This window comes from Bradyrhizobium sp. CFUWI (assembly GCF_056429085.1).
This window is the reverse complement of record NZ_JBWJZE010000005.1, coordinates 364,170-390,408: the sequence shown is the minus strand read 5'-3', so window position 1 is coordinate 390,408 and position 26,239 is coordinate 364,170. Positions and strand designations below refer to the sequence as shown.

Sequence of the window (26,239 nt, the reverse complement as noted above, 5' to 3'; positions counted from 1 at the left end):
CGTTCGCGGCTGACCGTCATGACCCCTCTCCCAACTCGCTACTCGCTATTCGCCACTCGCCCCCTACCCCTTCGCCATCGCGCGATAATCGAGGCGGCGGTGGAACCAGTATTGGTAGCCGCTGATATTCTTCTGCATCGCGACGTTGACGAAGGGCTGGTAGAGCGGGATGCGCGGGATGTCGGTGAAGGCGAGATCGACGAAGCCCTTCACGTCCTTGTCGTAGGCCGCCTTGTCGCCGCTCGCGGCCGCGGTGCGCGCGCCGTCGATCAGCTTGTCCATCTCCGCCGACTTGTAGCTCATGGTGTTGAAGACGGAATTGTTGCCGTGATAGCACCAGTAGAAGAAGTATTCGGGGTAATCGAGCCAGCCCGAAAACACGTTGGTGAAGAGCGGCATCTCCTTCTTGTTCAATTCGGTGCGCCAGTTGGCGCCGGGCACCTTGTTGATGGTGGTCTTGATGCCGATCTGCGCGAGAGATTCCTGCACCAGCACGCAGAGCGGCTCGTTGACGCCAGCGAAGTTGAGATCGAACGAGATCGTGGTCTCAAAACCGTTGGCGTAGCCGGCTTCAGTCAGCAGCGCCTTCGCCTTCTCCATGTCGGTGTTGTATTTGTGCGGCTGCGGCCAGGCCACTTCGGTCGGCTTGTCCTCGGCGGCACCGAACATCGGGTTGGCGAGGCCGAACATCACCGCGTCCATGATCTTCTGATAGGGCAGCGCGTAGGCCACGGCCTGGCGCACCTTCGGATTGTCGAAGGGCGGCTTGGTGACATTCATGCCGATATACTGGATGCCGTTGGAGAACGGCAACGACACCACGTTGAGCTTGCCGTTGGCCTTCATCTCCTGAAAGTCCTTGTTCGGCAGCTCGTAGGAGATGTCGGCATCGCCGCGCTCCAGCAGCGCGCGGCGGTTGCCGGCCTGCGGCACCATGCGCCAGATCACGCGCTTGATCTTCGGCAGCGGGCCGCAGACCCAGTCGTCGTTGCGCTCCATGATGACTTCGGTGCCGGCGGTCCACTTCGTCACCTTGTAGGCGCCGGAGCCCGCGGTCTGCTGCTTGGTGAATTCGAGACCCCAGGGATCCTTCTCGCTGGCGTTCTTCTTCACCAGCTCGGAATTGACGATGCAGGGCACGATCACGGCGAGATCGGGTATCGTCAGCTTGTCCTTCTTCAGGAAGTCGACGCGCACGGTATGGTCGTCGATGACGACGAACTGCTCCGGCTTGGTGAGCGAGCCGGCGCTCATCTGGAAGGTCGGAAATCCGCCGACGCTGACGGCGCGGTCGAGCGACCACTTCACGTCCTTGGCGGTGACGGGCGTGCCGTCGTGGAATTTGGCGTTCTTGCGCAGCTTGAAGGTGACCGACATCTCGTCGATCTTGAAGTCTTCGGCGAGCTCGCCCTTGAACTTGTCGCGGTCGTAATAGGGCACGCCGCCGGGGCCGCTCTTCATCTCGTGGCTGATCAGACGGTCGTAGCAATTCCAGGACACCTCATAGCCCGGCACGTTGGTGCCGACGCCATGGATATCGAGATTGTTGGGGCCGCCTTCCGAGACGATCAGCAGCGTCTCCGAGCGGGCGTCGGCATAGGCGGTGGAGATCACGGACGGCATGGCCGGAAGCGCCGCCCCCGCGGCCAACCCGGAAACGGATTTGAGGAAATCGCGGCGCTTCATGAAATGCTCCAACACAAAGGGTTTGGTTGGAACCGGATTCGCAAGGTTCGTGCCAAGGCTTAATGAGGCGTTATGCCTGGCCTAAGGCACTGGGACTAAAAGCCTATTCGCTTTCCTCAAGGAGAAAGGGGGAAGCAACGACACCCAACATTGCATACAAAGAGATGTCTTTGCCTAAGTATTAGGCTACTTGGTGCCGCGGCCCATTCCGGAGGCGATCATGGAGGCCACGACGGAGCGGCACGCCCAAGCCGTCATTCCGGGGCGATGCGCAGCATCGAGCCCGGAATCCATCGGGCGGTAGAACGCGCGGAGCAATAGATTCCGGGCTCGCCGCTGCGCGGCGCCCCGGAATGACGGGAGGCGTGGCGCGATCAGCCGGGCCAGATCAGCTCTTGAAGCTCAATCAAATCATCCGCCTTCTCCTGCCAGCCCTCGATGCAGATGTGGCTGTTGAGGTCGCTGGCCCGGTGCAGCAGCATCAAGGCCATCAGGCGGCGCTTGAGCGCAAAGTCCGGCTTCGCATAGCCGAAGCCTTCGAGCAGGCTCTTCACCCGGCCCGGCCGGCCCGCCGCCATGAAGGCGCTGGGCCCGAGCAGGTCGTAGTCGCGCCATCCCGCGAGCACGTCGCCGAAGTCGAACAGGCCCTTGAGCGACCATTGGCCGTCGTCGCAGGCGAGCAGAAAGTTTTCCGGAATGTATTCGCCGATCAGGATCACCGGCGGCGCGTCCATCGGGATCAGCTCTTCTGCATCGCGCACGAGATCGTCGAGGCCGGCGAGAAACTTCGGCGCAAGGCCGAGACGGGTGTGCCTGGCACGGCAGCCCCGCATCTGCCTCCCCATGAAGTCGTCCCAGCGCGGCTCGATCGAGGCGAGCGGTCCGAGCGGAGTGCGCTGGACGGCCGCGATGGTCTCGCCGATCTGGCGCAGCACGCGCTCCTTCTGGTCTTCCGGCAGTTGCGGCCAGACCTCCGCGCCGAGCGTGCCTGATAGCCGCGTGATGATCAGATAAGGCCAGCCGTCGCGCATCCCTTCCGCGACGATCTCGGGGATCGGCAGATCGAGACGGCCGGCGAGCTGCGCCAGAGCGCCACGCTCCGAGACGAATTGCGCAGCGAGCAGCGGCGGGAAGATCTTCAGGATCAGCGTCTCGCCGAGACCGACCACGAGATTGGTCCCGGTCGCGAACACATGCGGCGCGCCGATAGGAAGACCGTGGCTGCGCGCGATGTCGAGCGCGATTCCAAGCCATTGCGGGGACGCGGAGCGAAAGGCGTGGAAGCTGTCCGCGTCGGTGAAGTGAGGGAGTGTCATCGATATTGCGCTTGATGCGATTGAGCTCGTCATGCCCGGGCTTGTCCCGGGCATCCACGTTCTTCGTACTGCGTGGCAAGGCGTGGATGGCCGGGACAAGCCCGGCCATGACGCGGTGGAAAGACCTTGCGCGTCAACGTCAAGCCTGGCTTCCTTGCATCGCTACCGCTCCGGGCTTGCGCGCTCGAACTGGCGGAGCAGCTTGTTGCCGCGCTCGACGGCGGAATCCAGCGCGGCCTGCGCGCTCTTGTGGCCGGCGAAGGCCTGCTCCAGCTCGTCCTCGATCGCGCCGCGGATCAGCACGAAGGAGCCGAGCCGGATGCCCTTCGAATTCTCCGTCGGCGGATGCAAGGTGATCTCCTCGAACGAAATCGCCGAGCCCGGATTGCGCTCGTAAAAGCCTTGCGACCGCGTCAGCTCGAACGCGCCGCGGGTGATCGGCAAGTATCCGGTGTTCTGATGCCAGGCGGCCTGCACGCCGGGCTGCGACAGATAGGCGAAGAACCGCGCCACGCCCTTGTATTCCTCGCGCGGCCGGTCGCGCAGCACCCACAGGGTGGCGCCGCCGATGATCGAGTTCTGCGGCGCGTCCTTCACGTCGGGCCAATACGGCATCATGCCGTAACCGATCTCGAACTTCGAGTTCGCCTTGATGTCGGCGCGCGTTGCCGAGGAGCCGATGAAGATGCCGCATTCGCCGCGCTGGAAGCGCGGCTCGGCCGCTTGTCCGCGGCCGCCATAGTCGAACACCTTGGTCTTCTGCCATTCGCCGAGCTGGGCGACGTGACGCACGAGGGTGGGATTGTTGATGGTCAGTTCCGCATCCAGCCCGGCAAAGCCGTTGGCCCGGCTGGCCACCGGCAGATTGTGGAAGGCGGAGAAATTCTCGACATGGATCCAGGACGGCCAGGACGTGGTGAAGCCGCAAGAAGCGCCGTGGTCGCGCAGGCGCTTTGCCGCCAATCCCAGTGCCGGCCAGGTCTTCGGCGGCGTCTCCGGATCGAGGCCGGCGTCGCGGAACATGGTCTTGTTGTAGTAGAGGATCGGCGTCGAGGAATTGAACGGGAACGACAACAGATTGCCGGCCGCGTCGGTGTAATAGCCGGAGACCGCGGGCAGGTAATCGGCGAGCGAGAACGGCTCGCCCTGGTCCCGCATCAGGTTGAACACCGGGTAGATCGCGCCCTTGGCCGCGGTCATGGTGGCGGTGGCGACCTCGTTGACCTGGACGATCGCGGGCTGGCTGCGCGAGCGGAAGGCGAAGATCGCGGCCGTCACCGTCTCGGTGTAATTGCCCTTGTAGACAGGCACGATGCGGTAGTCGGACTGCGAGGCGTTAAAGTCCGTGGCCAGTTTCTCCAGCTGCCGGCCAAGCTCGCCGGACATGGCGTGCCACCAGGCGATGTCGGTGGCGGCGCGAACGGGGACAGCCCATGACAGGGCCGCGAGGGCGGCGGCGATTCGCAAAATGCGCAAGGCTGGCATCACGATGGCTCTTCCCCGGGCCGCGCGACAAAGGCGGCTGCCCTGCTTAAGGCGCGGCATATCCGGTTTCAACCGGGAATGAACGGCGGCCGCGCCGCACAATCGGTCGGCGGACTCACGCGGGATGGCCTTCCCTTTACCATCTGCTAGATTGCATTGAACCTTTTCCATCCGCCATAGACTCCACCACTGAGGGGTTGAGTGTGCCAGTGTTGAACCGTGCCGAACTCTCGCGGACCGGGGTGATCTTCGTCGCGCTTCTGCTTGCCGCGGTCTCGATGGACATGAGCGCGACGGGTGCCGTTGCGCGCGAATTTCGCGCCGCCGACACCCAGGCCGAGAACTACCCGACCGTCCAGGCGCTGCGCTATATGGGCGCCCTGATCGCCGAGCGCACTCAGGGCCGCCACGAGATCAAGGTGTTCCACTCCCGCCAGCTCGGCGAGGAAAAGGAGACCATCGAGCAGACCCGGGCCGGCGCGATCGACCTCAACCGGACCAACGTGGCGCTGATCGGCAACTTCGTTCCCGCGATGAACGTGCTCGCCATGCCGTTCCTGTTCCGGTCCATCGAGCACATGCAGAAGGTGCTGGACGGGCCTGTTGGCAGCGAGATCCTCGATAGTTTCGAGCCCTACGGCTTCGTCGGGCTCGCCTTTTACGATTCCGGCGCGCGGTCGATCTACAACGGGGTCCGCCCGGTAAGGGGTCTTGCGGACCTCAAGGGATTGCGGATCCGGGTGCAGCAGTCGGAGTTGATGAGCCAGATGGTCCGCGCGCTCGGCGCCGAGCCGGTCGAGCTGCCCTATGGGCAGGTGCTCACCGGTCTCGCCAACCATCTGATCGACGGCGCGGAAAACAACTGGCCATCCTTCGTGACGACGGACCATTACAAGCATGCCGGCCACTACACCCTCACCGAGCACACGATGAGCCCCGAGGTTCTCGTGATCTCGCTGAAGGCCTGGCAGAGCCTGGCGCCGGACGACCGGAACATCTTCCGGGAGGCCGCCCAGCGCTCCAGCCGGTTCATGCGGGAGAAATGGCGCGACCTCGAGGAGCAGTCGCAGCGCAAGGCGCAGGCAGCCGGCGTCACGGTCATCAGGGATATCGACCGCAAGCCGTTCGAGGACGCGATGGCCCCGATCTACGCCAAGGCCGGGCGCGATCCCGCCGCGGCCGCGCTGATCGAACGCATTCGCAAGGTGGAGTGAGCCGCGTTGGCTGCGCTTGGACATCACGAGCACGCGGAACGGCCGCCCGGCCCGGTCGGGCGGATGCGCGCGCGCCTGGTCGGCGTGCTGCGGGCGGTGCCGATCCGCTGGCGCATCCTGTCGATCGCCGCGCTGAACTCCGCCGTGGTGGTGGTGCTGGTGGCGATGATCTGGAACGGCGCGCAGGTGCTGGGCTCGGCCTGGGACGATGTCCGCCAGGTGCGCGAATCCGACCGGATCCTGGCGCTGCTCGAAAGCGAGACCGGACGGCTGCACAATCTGATCCACCGCTACATCAACCAGCCGAGCCCGGACCTGTTCGCCGAGATCCTTTTGCTGCGCGAGGCGGTGCTGGGCACGTTGTCCAACCGCGCCGCCAAGGACCCGATGCTGTCGGGCTCGGTCGAGGAGCTGGAGCGCACCACCGACCGCTTCCTCAACGGCTTCGGCGAGCTGCGCAGCGTGCAGTCCACCATCGCAAAGACCTATGAGGAGCAGGTGCAGGGCCCGGCCCGGGACATGGCCGGCCTCTACTCCATCATCGAGGGCGCCACCGGCCACCGCGACGCGCTGATCTGGCCCTCGCTCGGAAAATCTCGCGAGGCCTTCACCGCGATGCTGGTCGCCGCCAATTCCTATTACCTGTCGCTGTCGACGGGCGCGGCCGACGACGCGCGCCGCAACACCGAGACGATCGAGAAGACCATTCCCGTGATGATCGATCTCGCCGACAACGATCTCCAGCGCATGGCGCTGCAGCGGCTCGGCGCCCGCACCGCCGCGCTGCGCGAGGGCTTTGCCAAGCTGTCCGAGCAGCTCGCGAGCCGCACCGAGCTCCTGCGCAACAGCATCGACGCCAGCCAGGCCGAGGCGATCGGCGCCATCGACGACCTCTCCACCAAGATGCGCCAGCGCGAGCAGAAGGCGCAGGAGACCTTTGACCGCACGCTGGCGGATATTTCGCGGCGGGTGCTGTCGATCGCGGTGATCTTCCTCGGCATCATCCTCACCGCCGGCGTGATGATCGCGCTGTCGATCCGGCTGCCGCTGCAGCAGATCATGACCGCGATGCGCGCGATCACGCTCGGCGACCTCGACCGCGAGGTGCAGGGCACCAAGGCGCGCGACGAGGTCGGGGCGATGGCGCGCGCGGTGGAGGTGTTCCGCGAAAACGCCATCGCCAAGCGCCAGACCGAGGACGAGCTGCGCGCCTCCAAGGAGAAGGCCGAGAGCGCGCTGCTCGAGCTCAATACCGCGCAGCAGAATTTGATCGATGCCGAGCGGCTGGCCGCGCTCGGGGGCCTGGTTGCCGGCGTCGCGCACGAGGTCAACAACCCGATCGGCATCAGCCTCACGGTTGCCTCGAGCTTTGCCCGGCGCACCGAGATTTTCGAGGCCCAGCTCAGGGGCGACGGCGGCCTGCGCCGCTCGCAGCTGGAAGAATTCGTGCAGTCCTCGCGCGACGCCTCGCAGCAGCTGGTCGCCAATCTCCAGCGCGCCGGCGAGCTGATCCAGTCGTTCAAGCAGGTCGCGGTCGACCGCTCCCATGCCGAGCGACGGCAATTCTCGCTCAGCGAGGCCACCGACCAGATCATCGCCAGCCTGCGCCCGGTCTTGAAGCGCTCGCCGATCACGCTCGAGGTCGACGTGCCCGAGGGGCTGCTGCTCGACGGCTATCCGGGCTCCTATGGCCAGATCCTGACCAACCTGTTCCTCAACGCCGCCAACCACGCCTTCGCCGACGGGCGCGCCGGCACCATCACGATCTCGGCGCGGCCGCGCGGCACCGACGATGTCGAGCTCATCTTCACCGATGACGGGGCCGGCATGACCCCGGACGTGCAGCGCCAGGCCTTTGACCCTTTCTTTACCACCCGGCGCAATGAAGGCGGCACGGGACTTGGCCTGCATATCGTCTATAACCTCGTCACCCAGCAGCTCGGCGGCCGCATGATGCTGGAATCCAAGCTGGGACAAGGCACTACTTTTCGCATTATCATGCCCCGCGTCGCCAAGGGCGGCGCGGAAAGCACAGAAAGTGACGGGACTTCTCAATGGCCGAACAGGACGATGTCCTCCACCTGATCGACGACACCGGTACCGCGTCGGAGGATAGCAACGCCCGGAAGTGGAAGATCGCCGTCATCGACGACGATCCGGCGGTGCATGACGGCACCCGCTTCGCGCTGTCCGACTACAGCCTCAACGGCCAGAGCCTGGAGATCCTGTCGGCCTATTCCGCGGCGGAAGGCCGCAAGCTGATGACCGAGCACAGCGACATCGCCGCCGTGCTGCTCGACGTCATCATGGAGACCGACGTCGCCGGCCTCGAGCTGGTCGAGTTCATCCGCAACGAGATCAAGAACGAGACCGTGCGCATCATCCTGCGCACCGGCCAGCCCGGCCAGGCGCCGGAGCGGCGCGTGATCGTGCAGTACGACATCAACGACTACAAGGCCAAGACCGAGCTCACCGCCGACAAGCTGTTCACCTCGCTGACGGCGGCGCTGCGCTCCTATCAGCAGCTCGAGCGCATGGTGCAGACAAGGCGCGGGCTCGAGATCATCATCGACGCCGCCTCGACGCTGTACGACTTCAAGTCGATGCAGCGGCTCGCCGAGGGCGTGCTGACCCAGCTCGCCTCGCTGCTCAACGTCGACTGCGCCGGCATCCTGGTTCTGCGCGACAATGGCGGTCTCGACCCCGAGCTCTCGGTGCTCGCCGGCAGCGGCTGCTACAGCCGCTTCATCGGCACCACGACGTCGAAGGCGCTCGACCCCGATCTGCGCGAGATGGTGGAGGCCGCGTTCCAGCGCCGCAAGAACGAATTCGCCGACCATCGCAGCGTGATCTATCTGCGCACCGGGTCGGGCCGCGAGGTCGTGGTGCTGCTGCAGGCCGAGCGTGAGCTGTCGGAGACAGACCGTTCGCTGGTCGAGATCTTCTCCAGCCGGCTCTCGATCGCCTTCGACAACGTGATCCTGTATCAGCAGCTGCAGGACGCCAACACGCAGCTGGAGGACCGCGTCGCCCAGCGCACCCGCGCGTTGATGCAGGCCAACCGCCGCCTCTCGGCGCAATGGCTGCGGCTGCAGCGCGCCAACGGCTTCAAGAACGAGATTTTGGGCACCGTCGCGCACGATCTGAAGAACCCGCTCGGCGTCATCCTCGGCCGCACCGAGATGCTGAAGGAGCTGATCTCGACCGCCGCGTCGCAGAGCGGCGTGGTCGCCCAGGTCGACCACATCCGCGACGCCACCAAGCGCCTGATCACGATGGTCGACCATCTGATCTCGGACGCGATGGCCGACGCCTTCGACATCACCATCCGCCGCGAGCCGGTCGACGTCGCCGCTTTGGTCAAGGAGGTCGCCGAAGCCAACCAGCCGCTGGCCGTCAACAAGCAGCAGGCGATCAGCGTCACCGCGCCGGCCAACATCGTCACCATGTGCGACATCGACCGCATCCGCGAGGCGATCGACAATCTCATCAGCAATGCCATCAAATACTCGCCGATCGGCGGCAGGATCAACGTCGCGGTCAGCGATGAGAGCGGCGACACCATCGTCCGCATCAGCGACGAGGGCGCCGGCCTGTCGCCGGAGGATCTCGGCCGTCTGTTCGGCCGCTTCCAGCGGCTGTCGGCCAAGCCGACCGCCGGCGAGAGCTCGACCGGCCTCGGCCTCTCCATCGTCAAGCGCATCGTCGACATGCATGGCGGCGAGGTGACCGCCGACAGCGGCGGGCCCGGCCAGGGCTCGACCTTCACCATCACCCTTCCCGCGACCGAAATGCCGTGATCGAGAGACCATGACCCAAAGCCAGCACATCATGATCGTCGACGACGAAGCCCCGGCCCGGGAGATGGTCGGCGATTATCTCAAGATGCACGGCTTCACCGTGACGCTGTGCGACGGCGGCAAGTCGCTGCGCACGGCAATCCAGGGCAGCATGCCCGATCTGGTCGTGCTCGATCTCAACATGCCGGAGGAAGACGGCCTCTCGATCATCCGCGACCTCAAGAGCCGCATCAACGTGCCGGTCATCATGCTGACGGCGACGGCAAGCCCGATCGACCGCGTGGTCGGGCTCGAGCTCGGCGCCGACGATTACGTGGCCAAGCCCTGCGAGCTGCGCGAGCTGATGGCGCGCATCCGCTCGGTGCTGCGCCGGAGCGTGCCGGCCAAGGCGGCCGCGCCGGAGGCGGCGGCGAAATCCGACAAGGACCAGCTGGTGCGCTTCGGCACCAAATGGCTCGATCTCGAAGCGCAGGCCTTGCGCGACGACGAGGGCAACGAGCATCCGCTGACCGCGTCCGAGTTCGGGCTGTTGAAGGTGTTCGCGGCCAATCCGAAGCGCGTGCTGTCGCGCGAGCGCCTGCTGGAATTGGCCAATGCGCGCGACGCCGAAGCCTTCGACCGCGCCGTCGACCTGCGCATCATGCGCATCCGCCGCAAGATCGAGCCCGATCCGGCCAAGCCGGCCGTGATCCGCACCATCCGCGGCGGCGGCTACCTGTTCTCGCCGCAGGGCGAGAAGGCGTAGCGGCGGGCAGCGCAGGCAGTGCCGTAGGGTGGGCAAAGCGGAAGCGTGCCCACCGTCCTCTCCATAATTGCGAAAGATCGTGGGCACGGCACTTCGCGCCTTTGCCCACCCTACGACAGTGCCGTTCCCGGCTACCCGCTTCGGGCCCCGGGACGACAGAGGTGGGTGCGGCGCGGCCGAACGCAAATCTCCGGGATTCGTTCCGTGGCGCCTCCGTCCGCCTCCCAAGGCCTCCTCCCGTATTTTCCGTACATTGAATTTGCACGCTTTTTTGCCCCGGATGTTTCGTCGCCCCCCCTCCGACGAAACAATTTGGCGGCGCACGAAACCATTTTCCGCTTTTCGTGCAGACGTCCCGAAACGTTGGCTGATTAACACTTTGGTCCAAGGAAACGCCGCTCGGTTGCGGCGCTACGGGGAGCCAAGTCCATGCCGAACGTCATCGCCATCAACGCCCAAGCCAGCCAGAGCATCATCGCCGCTCAGGCGACCTCGGACGACATGCTCCTCGAAAGCATTGCCGACGGCAACCGGACGGCCATGCACATCCTATATTGCCGGCACAATGTGCGGGTGTACCGCTTCATCCTGCGCATCGTGCGCGACGCCACCGCGGCGGAAGACCTCGTCAGCCAGGTGTTTCTGGACGTGTGGCGAACCGCCGGCCAGTTCCAGGGCCGTTCCCAGGTCTCGACCTGGCTGCTCTCGATCGCCCGCTTCAAGGCCCTGACCGCGATGCGCCAGCGCCGCTTCGAGGACATCGACCAGGAGGACGTGCGCCAGATTCCCGACGGTAACGATACGCCCGAGACCTCGCTCGACCGCAGCGACACCAGCGCCATCCTGCGCGCCTGCGTGCAGAAGCTGTCGCCCGCCCATCGCGAGATCATCAACCTGATCTACTATCACGAGAAGTCGGTGGAGGAGGTCGGGCAGATCATCGGCATTCCCCAGAGCACCGTGAAGACGCGGATGTTCTACGCCCGCAAGCAATTGGCCGAATTGCTTAAAGGCTGCGGCGTCGAGCGCTTCGCCGCCTGAAGTTTCGATATTTCAATGGGATAGGACCTTGCTTTGGCCCTGTCCGGGACACGGAAGTGTTACCGTCCGCGAAACAATTGAAACAAAGCACAACATCAGGCGGAAAAACTTCCCCCCTATAAAGCTCACATACGGTTTTGCTTAAACCTCCCAAGGACCTTCAACGACCCGGACGGGATGCCCCCCTCCGGGTCGTTTTGTGTCTGGAGCGCTCCGAGCTCATGCCGCGCGCCAAGTGAGGCGGGCACCGACCTCTCATTCCCTCCCCCCTTGCGGGGGAGGGGCAGGGAGAGGGGTAGCCACTCCGGGACTCTCTCGATCGGAGACCGTGGCACGAGCGCATGGACCTTTTCCTGGGCTACCCCTCTCCCCCGCCCTCCCCCGCAAGGGGGGAGGGAGCGCACCGTCCCTGGGGCCACAGGCGTTGCCTCGCAAAGCCACCTACTCTCGGCGGTCGCGCTCCTGCTCGGTGCGCTGATTGGCTGTTCGATTTCGATCCGAATTTGCTGCGCGAGGCCGCCTGCTGCTCAACGCCAGCAACTGATGCCGCACGGACATCGCGCGGCGGGTTTCAGTTGCCGCCCTTGTTGCTTGACTCCACAAACCCGTCCGTGGAGTTTCCAAGGCAACGCAATCATCCGCGCGCGATGGACGACACCACCACCAGCACCGACATTCGCCTCCGTGAAGGCTCCTCGATCGCGCAGCGGCTGGTGATGTCCGGCTTTGCGGCCGCCGTTGCGCTCTGCTTCACCCCCGGCCTGTTCACGCACGACACCATGGAGATCGTCATCTCCGTGGTCGCGCTGCTGGTCGGCGCCGGATTCGTCGTCGGCATCATGATGGCGCCGGCGGTGGTGTGGATCATCACATCGGATGAAATCCTGATCGGACAGCAGCGCCCGTTCGGAAAGCTCCGTACCAGGATCATCGCCAAGGACGACATCGCCGGCTTGCAGGTTCCCGGCAGCAAGAGGACGAAAGCCCGCTTCCAGCTGGCGTTCACATTGGCCTCGGGAGAGCGGTTGACGTCGCCGCCGATCTCGGACGTCACGCATGTTCATGACACCGTGGCGCGGATCGCCGCGCAGTTCGACGTTCCCGACGTCGAGGCGCCGAGCAATCCGCTCGATGCCAGCAATCTCGAGATGCGTCTCGGCGATCCGCTCGAACCGTTTCCCGCAAGGGACATCCGCATCGTTGCGTTCATTGTCCTCGCCCTGTGCGCGGCGCCCTACGCCTACAAGCTCTGGCGGGGGCTATCGCCGACCCATGTCGACATCTTGCTGCTGCCGCTCGGCGCGCTCGCCGCCTTCGCCGTGCACCGCTACGCCAACCTCGTCACCGGCGCGTTCTGGATCATCCGGCAAGCCGACATCCGCGTCGAGCGCCTGTGGGGCGACGGCAGCTTGCGCGCCGACCATATCGAGGGGCGCGACGTGAAGACGATCACGGTCGAGCGCCGCGGCCGGTCCGAGGACGAGCATTGCATCGTGGCGATCCGGCTGCATTCGGGGCAAAGATTTCGCAGCCCCCGCATCGGATCGCGGGTCGAGGCGCGCGCGGTGGCGACCGAGATCGTGCGGCGGCTCGGGATCGCGCCGGAGAGCAACAAGATCTGACTGGCGCTTGGCAATGGTCGGAGATGGTCTTTCCGCGACTTCGGTCTGAGCCTCTCCCGCTTGCGGGAGAGGTCGCCGCGTCCCGGGGCGATGCGAAGCATCGTCCCGCGCGGCGGGTGAGGGTTCTTTCCTCTAGGGGAGTGTCCCATTGTGGAGACACCCTCTCCCCCGCCCTCCCCCGCAAGCGGGGGAGGGAGCGCAGTACCGCCTTGGCCACGACCTAAGCTTTTCGCGCCATCCCCTGTTTGTGGCATTGCCCGGCTTGGTCAAAAACCATAGGCATTCTCGTGACATACTAGAGCGGCGCGCCATCAACTTGCCATGAACTTGCCCCTCAGGTTTGATGGCTTTGAATGATTTGCGCTGTGGCAGCGGGGAGAGATTGAAATGGCGGATTTTCGTCACCTGACCGGAATATGCGTGGCCGCGATCGGCCTTTTCCTGTCCGCGCCGCAAAGCTTTGCCCAGCAGCCGGACCGCGGCGACGAGCCGGGCCTGGTTGCCGACGACGGCTATCAGCTCGAGCCGGAATGGCAGAAGCAGGTGGTCTATTTCCGCACCACCGAAGCGCCGGGCACGATCATCGTCTCGACCGCCGAACGGCACCTGTACCTGGTGCAGCCCGGCGGGCGCGCGATCCGCTACGGCATCGGCGTCGGCCGCGACGGCTTTCAGTGGCAGGGGCTGGTGACCATCACCAACAAGAAGGAGTGGCCGGACTGGACGCCGCCGCCGGAGATGATCCAGCGCCAGCCCTATCTGCCGCGCTTCATGGCCGGCGGCCCCGGCAATCCGTTAGGGGCCCGCGCCATGTATCTGGGCACCACCGTCTACCGTATCCACGGCACCAACCGCCCCGACACGATCGGGACCAAGGTGTCCTCGGGCTGCTTCCGCCTCGTCAACAACGACGTCGCCGATCTCTACGACCGCGTCCCTGTCGGCACCAAGGTGGTCATCCGGCAGAAGCCTGAGCTCTGAGACTCATGATTCGAGCGTGATCTCTACGGACGACCGCGTCGCCTTGCCGGCGCGGCTCGTCCGGATCGGATCATGCTCTCCCGCCCTCGCCTGATTCCTTTTCCCGATTTTTCGAGAGAACAACATGATGCGCACTTTTCGTGGCGGCCTGCTGATCGGGCTCGCGGTCGCCGTGCTGGTCGCCGTCCTGGCCATCATCTATGAATTCTACGACACCCGCACGCTGAAGCGCACCGTGCGCCGCGGCGAGGTGCTGTGCGGGGTCAACAAGGGCCTGCCGGGCTTCTCGATCCCCGACGACAAGGGCAACTGGACCGGCTTCGACGTCGATTTCTGCCGCGCAGTGGCCGCTGCGATCTTTAATGACCCCGGCAAGGCGAAATTCATCGCGCTCGACGCCAACGAGCGCTTCAAGGAACTGCAGAGCCGCAAGGTGGACATCCTCTCGCGCAACACGACCTGGAGCATGGCGCGCGAGCTCGACTACGATCTCTACTTCCCCGCGGTCGCCTATTACGACGGCGTCGGCTTCATGCTGCCGCGGTCGCGCAACAAGGAAACGTCGCTGGACCTTGATGGCAGCAAGGTCTGCGTGCAGACCGGGACCACGACCGTGCTCAACGTCGCCGACTACTTCCGTGCCAACAACATGAAGTACGACGAGGTGAAGTTCGACAAGCTCGACGACGTGGTGAAGGGCTACGACACCGGCAAATGCGACACGTTCTCCGCCGACGTCTCGCAGCTCTACGCGCTCAGGCTCAACCTGACCAAGCCCGGCGACCACATGATCCTGCCCGACATGATCTCCAAGGAGCCGCTCGCCCCCGTCGTGCGCCAGCGCGACGACGACTGGATGATGATCGTGAAGTGGACGCTCTACGCGATGATCAACGCCGAAGAGTTAGGTGTGACCTCGGAGAACATCGACGAGGCCTTGAAGTCGAAGAAGCCGGAAGTGATGCGCCTCGTCGGCACCGAAGGCCGTTACGGGGAGCAGCTCGGCCTCACCAAGGACTGGGCCGCCCGCATCATCCGCCACGTCGGCAATTACGGCGAGATGTACGAGCGCAATATCGGCGAGAAATCGAAGCTGAAGATTCCGCGCGGCATGAACCAGCTGTGGAACGCGGGTGGTGTGCAATACGCGCCGCCGATGCGGTAACAGGTCCCTCCGCCGTCATTGCGAGCGAAGCGACGCAATCCAGTATCTTTCCGCGGTGGTGGGGGGCTGGATTGCTTCGTCGCTGCGCTCCTCGCAATGACGGATTCTGGCCGGCGCTCTCCGCACATTCAACTGTCATCGCCCGGCTTGACCGGGCGATCCAGTACGCCGCGGCCTCTCCGTAACTTTCTGCTGTCTCTGGAATACTGGGTCGCCCGGTCAAGCCGGGCGACAACACCGGGTGTGAGGCGCGGCCTTCGCGCCTCGGCTCAATACCCGCGCGCGCGCGCCAGCTGCTCGGTGTGGTAATTGGCGTCACCGAACAGCTCCTCGCACACCCGCGCGCGCTTCATGAAGAAGCCGATGTCGAACTGGTCGGTCATGCCCATGCCGCCGTGCATCTGCACGCCTTCCTGCACCGCGCGCGTGGCGGTGGTGCCGGCGCGGGCCTTGGCAACCGCGACGGCTGAGGCGGCCTTGGCGACATCCGCGTCCAGCGCCTGAAGCGCCTTCATGGTCGCGGCGCGGGTGATCTCGATGTCGACATAGAGCTCGGCGGCACGGTGCTGCAGCGCCTGGAATTCGCCGATCAGCTTGCCGAACTGCTTTCTGTTCTTGAGATACTCGACGGTGCGGCCAAAGACTTCGTCGCTGAGGCCGACCATCTCCGCGGCGACCGCGCCGCGGCCGATGTCGAGCACGCCGTCGAGCAGCGCGGCGCCCTGATCGACCTCGCCGAGCACGCTGTCGGCATTGACTTCGACATTGGAAAGCTCGATCCGCGCAGCATTGTGCGCGTCGACCATGATGGTGCGCTCGACCGCAACGCCCTTGGCCTTGGGGTTGACCAGGAACAGCGTGAGGCCGTCACGCTCACCGGCTGAGCCCGCGGTGCGGGCGGCGACGATGAAGAGATCAGCGACGTGGCCGTCGACCACCAGCGCCTTGGCACCGGAAAGCTTGAAGCCGTTGCCGGCGCGCACGGCCTGCAGGCTGGTCTGCAGCGGACGATGCTTGGCGCCCTCGTCGATCGCGAGCGTCGCGAGCAGCGAGCCGCTCGCGATCTTCGGCAGGTATTCCGATTTCTGCGCGGCATTGCCGCCGCGGTTCAGCGCCGAGGCCGCAACCACTGAGGTCGCGAGGAAGGGCGACGGCATCAAGGTCCGGCCGATCTCCTCCATCACGATTCCGGCCTCCGTGAATCCAAGCCCGCTGCCGCCGAATTCCTCCGGCACCAGGAGGCCGGCAAAACCCATCTCGGCGAAGGAATGCCAAAGCTCCTTGGAGAAGCCGGTGGGGTCCTTGCTGTCGCGCAGATGCCGCAGATGCGACACCGGCGCCTTGTCGCTGATCAGCCCGCGCGCGGAATCGCGGAGCATCGATTGTTCTTCGGTGAGGACGAGGGCCATGTGCGTGTTTCCGATCCGAAATTTGTCTGTTGTCGTCATTCCGGGATGACCCGAAGGGTCAGACCCGGAATCCATCAGGCCGCATGTATGCCGTAAGATGGATTCGGGTTCGCGCTTCGCGCGCCCCGGAATGACGGGTGTGAGAGCGTGGCTTACGCTCCCGGCAGATCCAGGATGCGCTTGGCGACGATGCCGAGCATCACCTCGGACGTGCCGCCTTCGATCGAGTTGGCCTTGGTGCGCAGCCAGGCGCGCGGACGGGCGCCCTGCCTGGAGCGCTCGCTCTCCCATTCCAGCGCATCGACGCCGCCGGCCGACATCAGGATCTCGTGGCGGCGCTTGTTGAGCTCGGTGCCGTAATATTTCATCGCCGACGAGAACGCCGGATGCGCCTGCCCTGCTTTGGCGAGATCGACCGCGCGCTCGGCGCAGGCCGCGAGGGCGGCCTCATCCACGTCGAAGCTGGCGATCTTGCCGCGCAGCATGGCGTCGTCGAGCTTGCCTTGCGCATCGGTGCCGACGGAGTCGGCCGCGATCTGGCCGAGCGGCCGGCCGACGCCGCGCTCGCCCATGCCTGAGATCATCGCACGCTCGTGCTGCAGCAGATACTTCGCGACGTCCCAGCCGCGGTTGATTTGCCCGACCACGTGCGATTTCGGCACGCGGACGCCGTCGAAGAAGGTTTCGCAGAACGGCGAATAGCCGGAGATCAAGAGGATCGGCTTGGTCGAGACGCCCTTGGAGGTCATGTCGAACAGGATGAAGCTGATGCCGTCGTGCTTCTTGGCCGCAGGATCGGTGCGGACCAGGCAGAAGATCCAGTCGGCGTAATTGGCGTAAGACGTCCAGATCTTCTGGCCGGTGATGATGAAGTCGTCGCCGTCGCTCTCGGCGCGGGTCTGGAGCGAAGCAAGATCGGAGCCAGCGTTCGGCTCGGAATAGCCCTGGCACCACCGGATTTCGCCCGCTGCGATCTTCGGCAGATGCTCCTTCTTCTGGGCGTCGTTGCCGTATTTCAAAAGCGCCGGCCCGAGCATCCAGATGCCGAAGCTCGACAACGGCGGACGCGCGCCGATTCTTGCCATTTCCGCGCGCAGCACCTTGTGCTCGACGGCGCTGAGGCCGCCACCGCCATATTCCTTCGGCCAGTCCGGCACGGTCCAACCCTTGTCGCGCATGCGCTCGAACCAGATGCGCTGCGGCTCGGAGGAGAACTTTGCGTTGCGCCCGCCCCAGAACACGTCGGCATCCGACGTCGCGGGCTTGCGCATCTCCGGCGGGCAATTGGCTTCCAGCCAGGCGCGCGTCTCATCGCGGAATGTTTCGAGATCGGCGGTCTCAGTGTCGCTCATGGTCGTTTCCATCAATCAAAAAGACTTGTTGGGCACGACTCTGGGCCAAGCCCCCGCGGAATTCAACCACTTCCGCAGGCGCAGTCGGCTATAGTCGCGGCACGACGGTGCTTGAAAACAAAGAGGAAACGCGCATGCGCCTGAAGCTTCTTTCGCCTGGCGAAATGAACGAGAGCCAGCGGCAGACCTATGACGAATCGATTGCCGGCAAGCGCGGCAAGCCGCCGGCGCCGATGATGGCCTGGCTCAACAGCCCGGAGATGGCACGTCACGCCACGCGGCTCGGCGAGGTCATGCGCTTCGACACGATATTCCCGGCAAAGCTCTCGGAGATCGCGATCCTGGTGACGGCGCGGCACTGGACCGCGCACTACGAATGGTACGCGCACAAGCGCCTCGCGCTCGCCGGCGGCATGGATCCTGACGTCATCGACGCCATCCGCGACCGCCGCACGCCCGAATTCGACGATCCCAAGGCCAAGATGATCTACGACGTCGCGAAGTCGCTGCATGAGGGCCACGGCGTCGAGAAGGGCCTCTACGATGCGGCGGTCAATCTGCTCGGCGAGCGCGGCGTGGTCGAGGTGATCGGCCTGTGCGGCTACTACACGATGGTATCGATGACGCTGAACACGTTCGAGTTCGGGCTGCCCGAGGGCGAGGTGTCGGAGCTGAGCTAGTTTCCGATCGGGAAACGATGGGTTTCGAGATGAGCAATAGCGCTGTCCCGAGGCCCGCCCTATCTGGAGTTCAGCAACGGAGCATCCCCATGTCGCAAAATCCCGCCGTCGCCGCCGGCACAAGGATCGGCCACGTCCATCTCAAGGTCGCCGATCTCGATCGCGCGCTCGGCTTCTATTGCGGCGTGCTCGGCTTCGAGCTGATGCAGCGCATGGGCTCAGGTGCCGCCTTCATCGCGGCCGGCGGCTATCACCACCACATCGGGCTTAACACCTGGGAAAGCAAAGGCGGCTCGCCACCGCCGCCGGGCACGACCGGGCTGTTCCACACGGCAATCCTCTATCCGACGCGGCCGGCGCTGGCGGACGCGCTGCATCGTGTGCTCACGGCCGGGATTGTGCTGGATGGGGCGAGCGATCACGGCGTCAGCGAGGCGCTGTATCTGCGCGATCCCGACCAGAATGGCGTCGAGCTGTATTGGGACAGGCCTCGGGAGCAATGGCCGTTCGGACCGGATGGGAAGCTGGCGATGTTCACCAAGCGGCTGGACGTTGAGGGGTTGCTGAGGGAGCGGGAGGGGTGAACTCCGATCTCTCCCCGTCATTGCGAGCGTAGCGAAGCAATCCAGAGTCTTTCCGCGGAGGCAGCCTGGATTGCATCGTCGCAAGAGCTCCTCGCAATGACGGAGTACGTTGAGGCGGCGTCGCACCTTCGTACAGGTGCCGTAGGGTGGGCAAAGCGGAGCGTGCCCACGAACCCTTGTGAGTCATTGAGAAATCGTGGGCACGGCGCTTCGCGCCTTTGCCCACCCTACGAGAGCTTTGTCCGCGGCTTTCCCCGCACCATGATCAACGCCGCCGCCGCCACTTCCAGCGCGATGCAGAGATAGAACGGCAGCGAATAGCCGCCGGACCAATCGCGCAAGGCCCCGACCACGCCGGGGCCGAACGCGTAGGTGACCTGGTTGATCGCGGTATTCAGGCTGATCAGCACGCCGAACGCGGCGCTGTCGAACTCCTGCTGCACGATCAGCGAGGGCAGCGTGATGAGGTTGCCGACCGAGAAGCCGAACAATGCGCAGGCCGCGATCAGCACGTAATCATTGTGCAGGTTGATGACGACACACAGCGCCGCGGCCTGGCTCAGGAACGACAGCGCCGAGGCGAGGCGCTGGTTGAGGCGGTCGATCACCAGCGAGAACAGCACGCGGCCGACCACCGCCATCGCGGTCAGCACCGCGACCGCGATGGCGGCGCGCTCGCGGCCGATCACGGGATCGAGGAACGAGATCAGGTGCACGATGAAGCCGACCTGGGCGAACAGCACCAAGGCAAATGCAATGGTCACCGTCAGGAAGCCGACGTCGCGCAACGCCCAGGCGCGGATTTGCGTCGATGATTGCGGCTTGGCCCGCGCCGCCGCGTGCCAACCGTGGTGATCGGGCGGCCGGCCGACGAGAACAAGGATCACCGGCAGCAGCAGCGCCAGCATGGCGCCGGCAGCGATGTACATCGCGCTGGCGAAGCCGACATGACCGATCAGCGTGACCAGCAGCGGCACGCCGACGATGCCGCCGAAGCTGGCACCATTGAGCGCGAGGCTGATCGCCATGCCGCGCTTGTGGTCGAACCACAGGCTGATCGTGTTGGTGATCATGGCGAGACTGGTGCCGGCCCAGCCGAAGGCGAGCACGGCATTGGCGAGATAAAGCTGCCAGGGCTCGCGCACCGCGCCGATCGCGACGGCCGCTGCCGCCATCGCCAGCGTGCCGGCGATCAGGCTGAGGCGCGGGCCGTACTTTCGCACGGCTTCGCCGACGAACACGACCAGCAGCGCGCCGAACAGATAGAAGAACGTCGTGCCGGAGGAGATCAGCGTGGTCGGCCAGCCCCGCGCGCGCTGCAGCTCGGCGACATAGACGCTCTGGCCGTAGAAGCCGAGCCCCCAGCCGAAGGTCGCGAGCAGGAAGCAGACCGCGACGATACGCCAGCCTTCGTAACGGAGGGAGGATTCGTCGATTGGCGCGGTGGGACGGGGGCTGTCGAGCATTTGCGCTGGTCCTTGGTTTCCCCCGCGAGCGCCGTGCTTCACGCTCGCCTGTTGATGACGAGCATCATGTAACAACCCGAGCACCGAAAATCACTTCGGCCCGGATCGAAGTATCAACGTTGCTGACAGCCTCCTGCCAACCTAGACCGCGTCCGGGAACTCGCCCATGGCCGCGTCCAGGCGCGCCCTGCGGCGACGGGCCCAGGAGACCAGCGAGAGCACGACGAGACCGAGAACCACCGGCGGGAACACCACCAGGTTCACCGCCGACCAGCCGTAACTGGCGAGCAGCTGCCCGGAGGAGAACGAGCCGAGCGCCATCATGCCGAACACCAGGAAGTCGTTGAAGGCCTGCACCTTGTTGCGCTCCTGCGGGCGGTGCGTCTCCAGCACCAGCGCGGAGGCGCCGATGAAGGAGAAATTCCAGCCCACGCCGAGCACGATGAGCGTCGCCCAGAAATGCATCGCCGTGAGGCCGGAGAGACCGATACCGGCGGCGCCGGCCTCCAGCAGCAGGCCGGCGGCCACGACCTTCGGGGCGCCGAAGCGGGCGATCAGCGCGCCGGTGAAGAAGCTCGGCCCGTACATGGCGACGATGTGCCATTGAATGCCGAAATTGGAATCGGAGACGGACAGGCCGCACATCTGCATGGCGAGCGGCGCCGAGGTCATCACAAGGTTCATCATGGGATAGGAGATGACGCCGCACAGCGCCGCCGCGATGAAGCGCGGCTGCGTCACGATCGTGACGAGCGGCCGGCCGCCATGCAGATCGGCCGGCGCGGGCTTCGGCATATCGACGCCGGCGACGATGCCCATGGCGATCAGCGCCACCGCGGCCTGCACCAGGAAGCTGAAGGCGAACAGATAGGGCTGCCAGACGTCCATGGTCCATTGCACGAGCTGTGGACCAAGCACGCCGGCGAACACGCCGCCCGCCATCACCCAGGACACCGCCTTGGGCCGGTAGGCCGCGCTGGCGCCGTCGGCGGCGGCGAAGCGATAGGACTGTGCGACGGAGCCGTAGAGGCCGCCGAGGAAGGTCGCGATGCAGAACAGCGCGAACGAGCCGTGCAGGATCGCGAACGAGCCGAGCAGGCCGGTCAGCGTGCCAAGGCCCGTGCCGATGACGAAGGCGACGCGGCGGCCGAATCGGCGCGAGATCGCGCCGGTCGGCAGCGTGCCGGCAGCAAGTCCGACCACATACATCGAGATCGGCACGGTCGCGAACGACATGTCGGGCGCGAGCGTGGCGCCGACGATCGCGCCGGTAGCGAAGATCACGGCCGAGTTGGCGCCGGTCAGCGCCTGGGCGGCGGCGAGCCGCACCACGTTGGCGCGCACGCGGGCCTCGGCGGCGATCTCATGGGCTGCAGTCACGTCAAGCATCGGCTTTTCCGCCCCAACGGGCTCTCGAGGGGCTCTGTTGATTCCCGGCACTATGGAGGGGTGCGGGAGGAGGGGCAACCGGCGCAAACGGGCGCAGGCCATGCCTCTGACGCAATCGGCGCAATGATAGCGGCTCGCACCCTTGACGGCTTGCGCTCGATCAAATGTGATCCGCCGCGATTTTCCCGGGAGTTTTATTCATGTCCGTCGACGACAGGCCCACGCTCAGCGCTCCCGACGACGACCCCTTTCTGTGGCTGGAGGAGATCGAAGGCAAGCAGGCGCTCGATTTCGTCGAGCGGCAGAATCAACTGACGCTGCAGGCGTTCGGCGGCAAAGCCTACGAGTACGACCGCGACGTCCTGGCTGCGATCTACGACCGGCCCGACAACATTCCCTATGTCGCCCGGCGCGGCTCCGATCTGCACAATCTCTGGAAGGATGCCGCCAACCCGCGCGGCCTGTGGCGGCGGACGACGCTTGCGGAGTTTCGCAAAACGACGCCTGCGTGGGAGACCGTGCTGGATATCGACAAGCTCGCAGCGCACGAAGGCGAGGACTGGCTGTTCGGCGGGATCGCCACGATGCCGGGAAGCTCGCGTGCGGTTCTGAGCCTGTCGCGCGGCGGCAGCGACGCCGTGACGCTGCGGGAATTCGACATGGATACGAAGAGCTTCGTGACGGACGGCTTTACGCTGCCGGAGGCGAAGGGCGGTCTCGACTGGCTCGATGCGGACACGCTGTTGCTGTCGAGCGCCTATGGCGAGGGCATGGCGACGAGCTCGGGCTATGCGCGCACGGTTCGGCTGTGGCGGCGCGGCCAGCCTGTCGAGCGGGCGGAGGTGATCATCGAGACCACCGCCGATCACATGATGATCCATGGCATGGTCGACGACACCGGACCCGAGCCGCGGGTCTGGATCGTCGACCAGATCGATTTCTTCAATCACGCGATCTGGCTGCGCGACGCAGCCGGCGGCATGACGAAGCTCGACCTGCCGACCGGGATCTGGCTGCAGGCCCATGGCGACTGGTTCGCGATGAAGCTGCGCAAGGACTGGACGGCCGGGGGGCGGACCTACGCCACCGACACCGTGCTCGGCATCTCGCTCTCGGCGTTCCTCGCCGGCAGCCGCGATTTTGCGGTGCTGTTCGAGCCGGCGCCGCGGCGCGCGCTGCAGGGCCTGTTCTGGGCGGCGGGCAAGCTCGTGCTGTCGATCCTCGACGAGCTGCGCCCGCGCTTCGAAATCTGCACGCCGTCCGCCAACGGCTGGAGCCGCGACACGCTTGCCGGCCTGCCTGAGATCGGCGTCGTCGACGTCTGGCCGCTCGATCGTCATCCTTCCGAGAGCAACGGCGATCTGCTCGCCAACGTGCAGGATCCGCTCACGCCGCCGTCGCTGCTGTTGCTCGAACGCGGCGTCGCCAGCCCGATCGTGCTGAAGCAGGCGCCGAAGACCTTCACCGCCGACCGGCTTGTGGTGACGCAGCACGAGGCGGTCTCGGTCGACGGCGAGCGCATTCCCTATGTGCAGACCGGCCCAGCGGACGAGACCGGCGACGCACCGGTTTATATGAGCGCCTATGGCGGCTTCGCGCTTGCGGTGAAGCCTTATTACAATTCCTCGCTCGGCAAGCTGTGGCTGGAACGTGGCGGCACCATTGTGCAGGCGAATCTGCGCGGCGGCGGCGAGTTCGGCACGCGCTGGCACGATGCCGGCCGGCTCGCGGGCAAGAAGCTGTCGCACGACGATTTCGCCGCGGTCGCCGCCGACCTGGTTCGCCGCGGCGTGACGCGGCCGAAGCGCATCGCCGCGCAGGGCGGCTCGAACGGCGGCATTCTCATCACCAACATGCTGGTGCGCTATCCCGAGCGCTTCGGCGCGCTGTTCTGCACCATCCCGCTGATCGACATGCGCCGCTACACCAAGCTGCTCGCGGGCGCGAGCTGGATCGCGGAATATGGCGACCCCGACAAGCCCGAGGAATGGGACTGGCTGAAGACCTACTCGGCCTATCACAACGTGAGGGCCGGCCAGCCCTATCCGCCGATCCTGATCGCCACCACGCGCCGCGACGACCGCGTCCATCCCGGCCACGCGCGCAAGATGGCGGCTAAGCTGCAGGCCATGGGCTACGAGGCCTGGTTCTACGAGCCGGCCGCCGGCGGCCACGGCTACGGCAAGGACAACAAGGAACGCGCCGGTTTCGAGGTGCTCGGCTTCGGGTTCTTGAAGGAGAAGATCGGGTGGCGGGACGAGGCGTAGCAGCGCTGTCGCTTCGAGCTTTCACCGCATCGCGACGTGAGCGAGGCGCCGCTCCCTCATTCCCTCCCCCCTTGCGGGGGAGGGGCAGGGAGAGGGGTGCCAAACCGGGACTCTCTCGATATGCGCGCATCACACTCGAAGATGGATGGAGCATTTGCTGGGCTACCCCTCTCCCCAACCCTCCCCCGCAAGGGGGGAGGGAGCGCACCACTTTCGCGGCGTCACCCGGGCTGAAGTCGGCCGCGTCTCAGCTACCGCGAAAACACCAGCGTCAGATTGTTCGCGGGCATGTCGATGGAATCGACGAGGCGAAGGCCGGCGGCCGTCGCGAGCTGTTCGACATCGGCGATGTCGCGCACGCCCCATTCCGGATTGCCTTCACGCAAGGAGGTGTCGAACACCGCATTGCTGAGCGCGGTGTGCTTGCCGTCGCGCTTGAAGGGACCATAGAGGAACAGCTTGCCGTCGGAGCGCAGATAGCGGCCGGCGCCGGCGAACAGGCCCTCGGCCACGGCCCAGGGCGCGATGTGGATGACATTGGCGCAGAACACGGCGGCAAGGCTCGTCGGCGCCTGCCCGCTCTTCATCTCCGGACACCAGTCGGGATCAGTGAGATCGATGCGCAGGGGACTGCGGATGTTTGGCAGGCCCGCATAGACGCGCCAGGCCTCGATGCTCCTGAGATGGCGCTGATTGAGGTCGCTCGGCCACCAGACCAGGCCGGGCGTATGGCGGGCGAAATGGACCACATGCTGGCCGGTTCCGCTGCCGAGCTCGACCACGTTGCCGGTGAGGCCCGTGAGGTGCTGTTCGAGCGCCGCCCAGATCGGCACGTGATTGCGATGGAACGCGGGCGCATCGAGCCGTCCATCCGGCTCGACCCGGCCACCATCCCTGCCAAACTCAACGACATATTCAGCCAAGCGAGATCCCCAAAATATGCGCACAGAAAGGAAGGCCCGAAGGCCAAACGTCCTAGAATAATTTGCTAGCGCCGCCCTGTTGGATGAACGAACTATCTCATGGGTTGCAATGCGGAGGATATTAACTCCATTTTGCCGCGTGCATAGTCTTGATTGTCAGGCGATGCCCTTTGTGCTTTGCAACGCCTATATATTTCCACAAACGAGATCATCGACATAACGCTCGGGACGATGCCTTGACCGCCTTTCCTTGCAAGCCTGCCATCCTGCTGGCGCTGGCCCTCTGCGCCGGCGCGGCTCCGGCACAGGCGCAATCCACTGTGGCCGACGGCCAAAAACTCGCCTTCGACCGCGGCAAGGGCAATTGCCTGACCTGCCACGTCATCAAAGGCGGCGACCTGCCGGGAACGATCGGTCCGGAACTGAAGGACCTCAAGGCCAAATATCCCGATCGCAACGAGCTCACCGCGATCATCTTCGACGAGACCAAGCGCAATCCGCAAACCATGATGCCGCCGTTCGGCCGGAACCGGATTTTGACCGACCAGGAGATCAGCGCGATCGTTGATTTCCTGCAGACCCTGTAACGGCCGGCTGCCCAGGAGACCAGAGATGACCACGACCACCGGCCCCCTTGCGACGCGGCGCCTGATCCTTCAGGGCGCGGCCTCCGTCGCATTGCTCGGCCTCGGCAATCTGCCGTTCGCGGCGACGCCCGTGCGCGCGGCGGCCAACGACAAATATCCGGACGAGGCTTTCAAGCAGAAGAACGAGGCCGACGCGATCAAGGCGCTCTACGGCAAGACCGCCGAGCCCTCCGACAAGGTCAAGCTGGATGCGCCCGAGATCGCCGAGAACGGCGGCGTCGTGCCGGTGTCGGTGACGACGACGCTCGACAAGGTGAGCGCGATCTCGTTCTTCGTGACCGAGAACCCGTACGCGCTCGCCGCGTCCTACAAGATCGCCGAGGGCACGATTCCGGGCGTCGCCAACCGACTGAAGATGGCCAAGACCACCAAATTGGTCGCCATCGTGGAGGCTGACGGCAAGCTCTACAGCGCGACCAAGGAAGTGAAGGTCACCGTCGGCGGCTGCGGCGGCTAGGAGGATCGGT

At 65.3% G+C, this 26,239-nt stretch carries 21 protein-coding genes; 13 read left to right on the top strand and 8 right to left on the bottom strand.

The annotated features are described in order from the left end of the window. Positions 1–63 precede the first annotated feature (63 nt). From AC066S_RS14340 to ugpB, 3 genes are all read right to left on the bottom strand, one after another. A complete protein-coding gene (locus AC066S_RS14340) occupies positions 64–1,686 on the bottom strand; it encodes an ABC transporter substrate-binding protein (protein WP_478269990.1) in 1,623 nt (540 codons plus the stop codon). Between the two features lie 374 nt (positions 1,687–2,060). Further along, a complete protein-coding gene (locus AC066S_RS14335) occupies positions 2,061–3,002 on the bottom strand; it encodes an aminoglycoside phosphotransferase family protein (RefSeq protein ID WP_164718543.1) in 942 nt (313 codons plus the stop codon). A 162-nt stretch (positions 3,003–3,164) separates the two neighbouring features. Next, positions 3,165–4,487, bottom strand: coding sequence for a sn-glycerol-3-phosphate ABC transporter substrate-binding protein UgpB (gene ugpB, locus AC066S_RS14330; RefSeq protein WP_164718542.1), 1,323 nt, complete (start codon positions 4,485–4,487; stop codon positions 3,165–3,167). A gap of 203 nt (positions 4,488–4,690) precedes the next feature. On the opposite strand from ugpB, the gene AC066S_RS14325 reads away from it, so the two are divergent. From AC066S_RS14325 to AC066S_RS14290, 8 genes are all read left to right on the top strand, one after another. Beyond that, the gene (locus tag AC066S_RS14325; protein WP_126257200.1) at positions 4,691–5,701 is read left to right on the top strand and encodes a TRAP transporter substrate-binding protein; all 1,011 of its coding nucleotides are present in this window, start codon (positions 4,691–4,693) and stop codon (positions 5,699–5,701) included. Positions 5,702–5,764: 63 nt separating this feature from the next. After that, positions 5,765–7,786, top strand: coding sequence for a sensor histidine kinase (locus AC066S_RS14320; protein WP_164718556.1), 2,022 nt, complete (start codon positions 5,765–5,767; stop codon positions 7,784–7,786). Beyond that, complete coding sequence (locus AC066S_RS14315; RefSeq protein ID WP_135168988.1) at positions 7,756–9,501, top strand: ATP-binding response regulator; 1,746 nt, start codon at positions 7,756–7,758, stop codon at positions 9,499–9,501. The genes AC066S_RS14320 and AC066S_RS14315 overlap by 31 nt, the downstream gene beginning before the upstream one ends. Positions 9,502–9,511: 10 nt before the next feature. Next, a complete protein-coding gene (locus AC066S_RS14310) occupies positions 9,512–10,246 on the top strand; it encodes a response regulator (protein WP_126257198.1) in 735 nt (244 codons plus the stop codon). Positions 10,247–10,675: 429 nt separating this feature from the next. Further along, on the top strand, positions 10,676–11,287 hold the full coding sequence (locus AC066S_RS14305) for a sigma-70 family RNA polymerase sigma factor (protein WP_126257197.1): 612 nt from the start codon (positions 10,676–10,678) through the stop codon (positions 11,285–11,287). A 647-nt stretch (positions 11,288–11,934) separates the two neighbouring features. After that, the gene (locus AC066S_RS14300; protein WP_478269989.1) at positions 11,935–12,909 is read left to right on the top strand and encodes a hypothetical protein; all 975 of its coding nucleotides are present in this window, start codon (positions 11,935–11,937) and stop codon (positions 12,907–12,909) included. A gap of 387 nt (positions 12,910–13,296) precedes the next feature. Next, positions 13,297–13,890, top strand: coding sequence for a L,D-transpeptidase (locus AC066S_RS14295; RefSeq protein ID WP_126257196.1), 594 nt, complete (start codon positions 13,297–13,299; stop codon positions 13,888–13,890). A 127-nt stretch (positions 13,891–14,017) separates the two neighbouring features. Further along, complete coding sequence (locus AC066S_RS14290) at positions 14,018–15,055, top strand: amino acid ABC transporter substrate-binding protein (RefSeq protein WP_126257299.1); 1,038 nt, start codon at positions 14,018–14,020, stop codon at positions 15,053–15,055. A gap of 269 nt (positions 15,056–15,324) precedes the next feature. On the opposite strand, the gene AC066S_RS14285 is transcribed toward AC066S_RS14290, so the two are convergent. Next, positions 15,325–16,464 carry an acyl-CoA dehydrogenase family protein gene (locus tag AC066S_RS14285; RefSeq protein WP_478269988.1) on the bottom strand — a complete coding sequence of 380 codons (1,140 nt, stop codon included), beginning with the start codon at positions 16,462–16,464 and terminating at the stop codon, positions 15,325–15,327. Positions 16,465–16,616: 152 nt separating this feature from the next. Continuing rightward, entirely contained in the window at positions 16,617–17,816 is a 1,200-nt protein-coding gene (locus AC066S_RS14280) for an acyl-CoA dehydrogenase family protein (RefSeq protein WP_478269987.1), read from the bottom strand. Positions 17,817–17,950: 134 nt separating this feature from the next. Here AC066S_RS14280 and AC066S_RS14275 point away from each other — a divergent pair, with 134 nt between their 5' ends. Further along, complete coding sequence (locus AC066S_RS14275) at positions 17,951–18,496, top strand: carboxymuconolactone decarboxylase family protein (protein WP_126257193.1); 546 nt, start codon at positions 17,951–17,953, stop codon at positions 18,494–18,496. A gap of 89 nt (positions 18,497–18,585) precedes the next feature. Further along, positions 18,586–19,080 (top strand): VOC family protein, encoded by a 495-nt coding sequence (locus AC066S_RS14270; RefSeq protein WP_126257192.1) that lies wholly within the window; start codon positions 18,586–18,588, stop codon positions 19,078–19,080. Between the two features lie 227 nt (positions 19,081–19,307). Here AC066S_RS14270 and AC066S_RS14265 read toward each other — a convergent pair whose 3' ends face one another. Then, positions 19,308–20,546: an MFS transporter gene (locus AC066S_RS14265; RefSeq protein WP_478269986.1), complete on the bottom strand. Its 1,239-nt coding sequence runs from the start codon at positions 20,544–20,546 to the stop codon at positions 19,308–19,310. Between the two features lie 141 nt (positions 20,547–20,687). After that, positions 20,688–21,935, bottom strand: coding sequence for an MFS transporter (locus AC066S_RS14260; protein WP_478269985.1), 1,248 nt, complete (start codon positions 21,933–21,935; stop codon positions 20,688–20,690). Positions 21,936–22,135: 200 nt separating this feature from the next. On the opposite strand from AC066S_RS14260, the gene AC066S_RS14255 reads away from it, so the two are divergent. Beyond that, positions 22,136–24,202 (top strand): prolyl oligopeptidase family serine peptidase, encoded by a 2,067-nt coding sequence (locus AC066S_RS14255; protein ID WP_478269984.1) that lies wholly within the window; start codon positions 22,136–22,138, stop codon positions 24,200–24,202. A gap of 251 nt (positions 24,203–24,453) precedes the next feature. Here the strand turns inward: AC066S_RS14255 and AC066S_RS14250 are convergent, their stop codons facing one another. Next, complete coding sequence (locus AC066S_RS14250; RefSeq protein ID WP_126257188.1) at positions 24,454–25,125, bottom strand: DUF938 domain-containing protein; 672 nt, start codon at positions 25,123–25,125, stop codon at positions 24,454–24,456. A 236-nt stretch (positions 25,126–25,361) separates the two neighbouring features. Here AC066S_RS14250 and soxX point away from each other — a divergent pair, with 236 nt between their 5' ends. Beyond that, positions 25,362–25,712 (top strand): sulfur oxidation c-type cytochrome SoxX, encoded by a 351-nt coding sequence (soxX, locus tag AC066S_RS14245; RefSeq protein WP_478269983.1) that lies wholly within the window; start codon positions 25,362–25,364, stop codon positions 25,710–25,712. A 25-nt stretch (positions 25,713–25,737) separates the two neighbouring features. Continuing rightward, positions 25,738–26,229: a thiosulfate oxidation carrier protein SoxY gene (gene soxY / locus AC066S_RS14240; RefSeq protein WP_126257186.1), complete on the top strand. Its 492-nt coding sequence runs from the start codon at positions 25,738–25,740 to the stop codon at positions 26,227–26,229. Positions 26,230–26,239 lie beyond the last annotated feature (10 nt).

Coding starts and splice junctions, on each gene's coding strand:
- AC066S_RS14285 (WP_478269988.1), bottom strand. CDS start 16,464: ATGGCCCTCGTCCTCACCGAAGAACAATCGATGCTCCGCGATTCCGCG.
- AC066S_RS14255 (WP_478269984.1), top strand. CDS start 22,136: ATGTCCGTCGACGACAGGCCCACGCTCAGCGCTCCCGACGACGACCCC.
- AC066S_RS14310 (WP_126257198.1), top strand. CDS start 9,512: ATGACCCAAAGCCAGCACATCATGATCGTCGACGACGAAGCCCCGGCC.
- soxY (WP_126257186.1), top strand. CDS start 25,738: ATGACCACGACCACCGGCCCCCTTGCGACGCGGCGCCTGATCCTTCAG.
- AC066S_RS14275 (WP_126257193.1), top strand. CDS start 17,951: ATGCGCCTGAAGCTTCTTTCGCCTGGCGAAATGAACGAGAGCCAGCGG.
- AC066S_RS14340 (WP_478269990.1), bottom strand. CDS start 1,686: ATGAAGCGCCGCGATTTCCTCAAATCCGTTTCCGGGTTGGCCGCGGGG.
- AC066S_RS14260 (WP_478269985.1), bottom strand. CDS start 21,935: ATGCTTGACGTGACTGCAGCCCATGAGATCGCCGCCGAGGCCCGCGTG.
- AC066S_RS14305 (WP_126257197.1), top strand. CDS start 10,676: ATGCCGAACGTCATCGCCATCAACGCCCAAGCCAGCCAGAGCATCATC.
- AC066S_RS14315 (WP_135168988.1), top strand. CDS start 7,756: ATGGCCGAACAGGACGATGTCCTCCACCTGATCGACGACACCGGTACC.
- AC066S_RS14295 (WP_126257196.1), top strand. CDS start 13,297: ATGGCGGATTTTCGTCACCTGACCGGAATATGCGTGGCCGCGATCGGC.
- AC066S_RS14290 (WP_126257299.1), top strand. CDS start 14,018: ATGCGCACTTTTCGTGGCGGCCTGCTGATCGGGCTCGCGGTCGCCGTG.
- AC066S_RS14265 (WP_478269986.1), bottom strand. CDS start 20,546: ATGCTCGACAGCCCCCGTCCCACCGCGCCAATCGACGAATCCTCCCTC.
- AC066S_RS14280 (WP_478269987.1), bottom strand. CDS start 17,816: ATGAGCGACACTGAGACCGCCGATCTCGAAACATTCCGCGATGAGACG.
- AC066S_RS14320 (WP_164718556.1), top strand. CDS start 5,765: ATGCGCGCGCGCCTGGTCGGCGTGCTGCGGGCGGTGCCGATCCGCTGG.
- ugpB (WP_164718542.1), bottom strand. CDS start 4,487: ATGCCAGCCTTGCGCATTTTGCGAATCGCCGCCGCCCTCGCGGCCCTG.
- AC066S_RS14300 (WP_478269989.1), top strand. CDS start 11,935: ATGGACGACACCACCACCAGCACCGACATTCGCCTCCGTGAAGGCTCC.
- AC066S_RS14270 (WP_126257192.1), top strand. CDS start 18,586: ATGTCGCAAAATCCCGCCGTCGCCGCCGGCACAAGGATCGGCCACGTC.
- AC066S_RS14335 (WP_164718543.1), bottom strand. CDS start 3,002: ATGACACTCCCTCACTTCACCGACGCGGACAGCTTCCACGCCTTTCGC.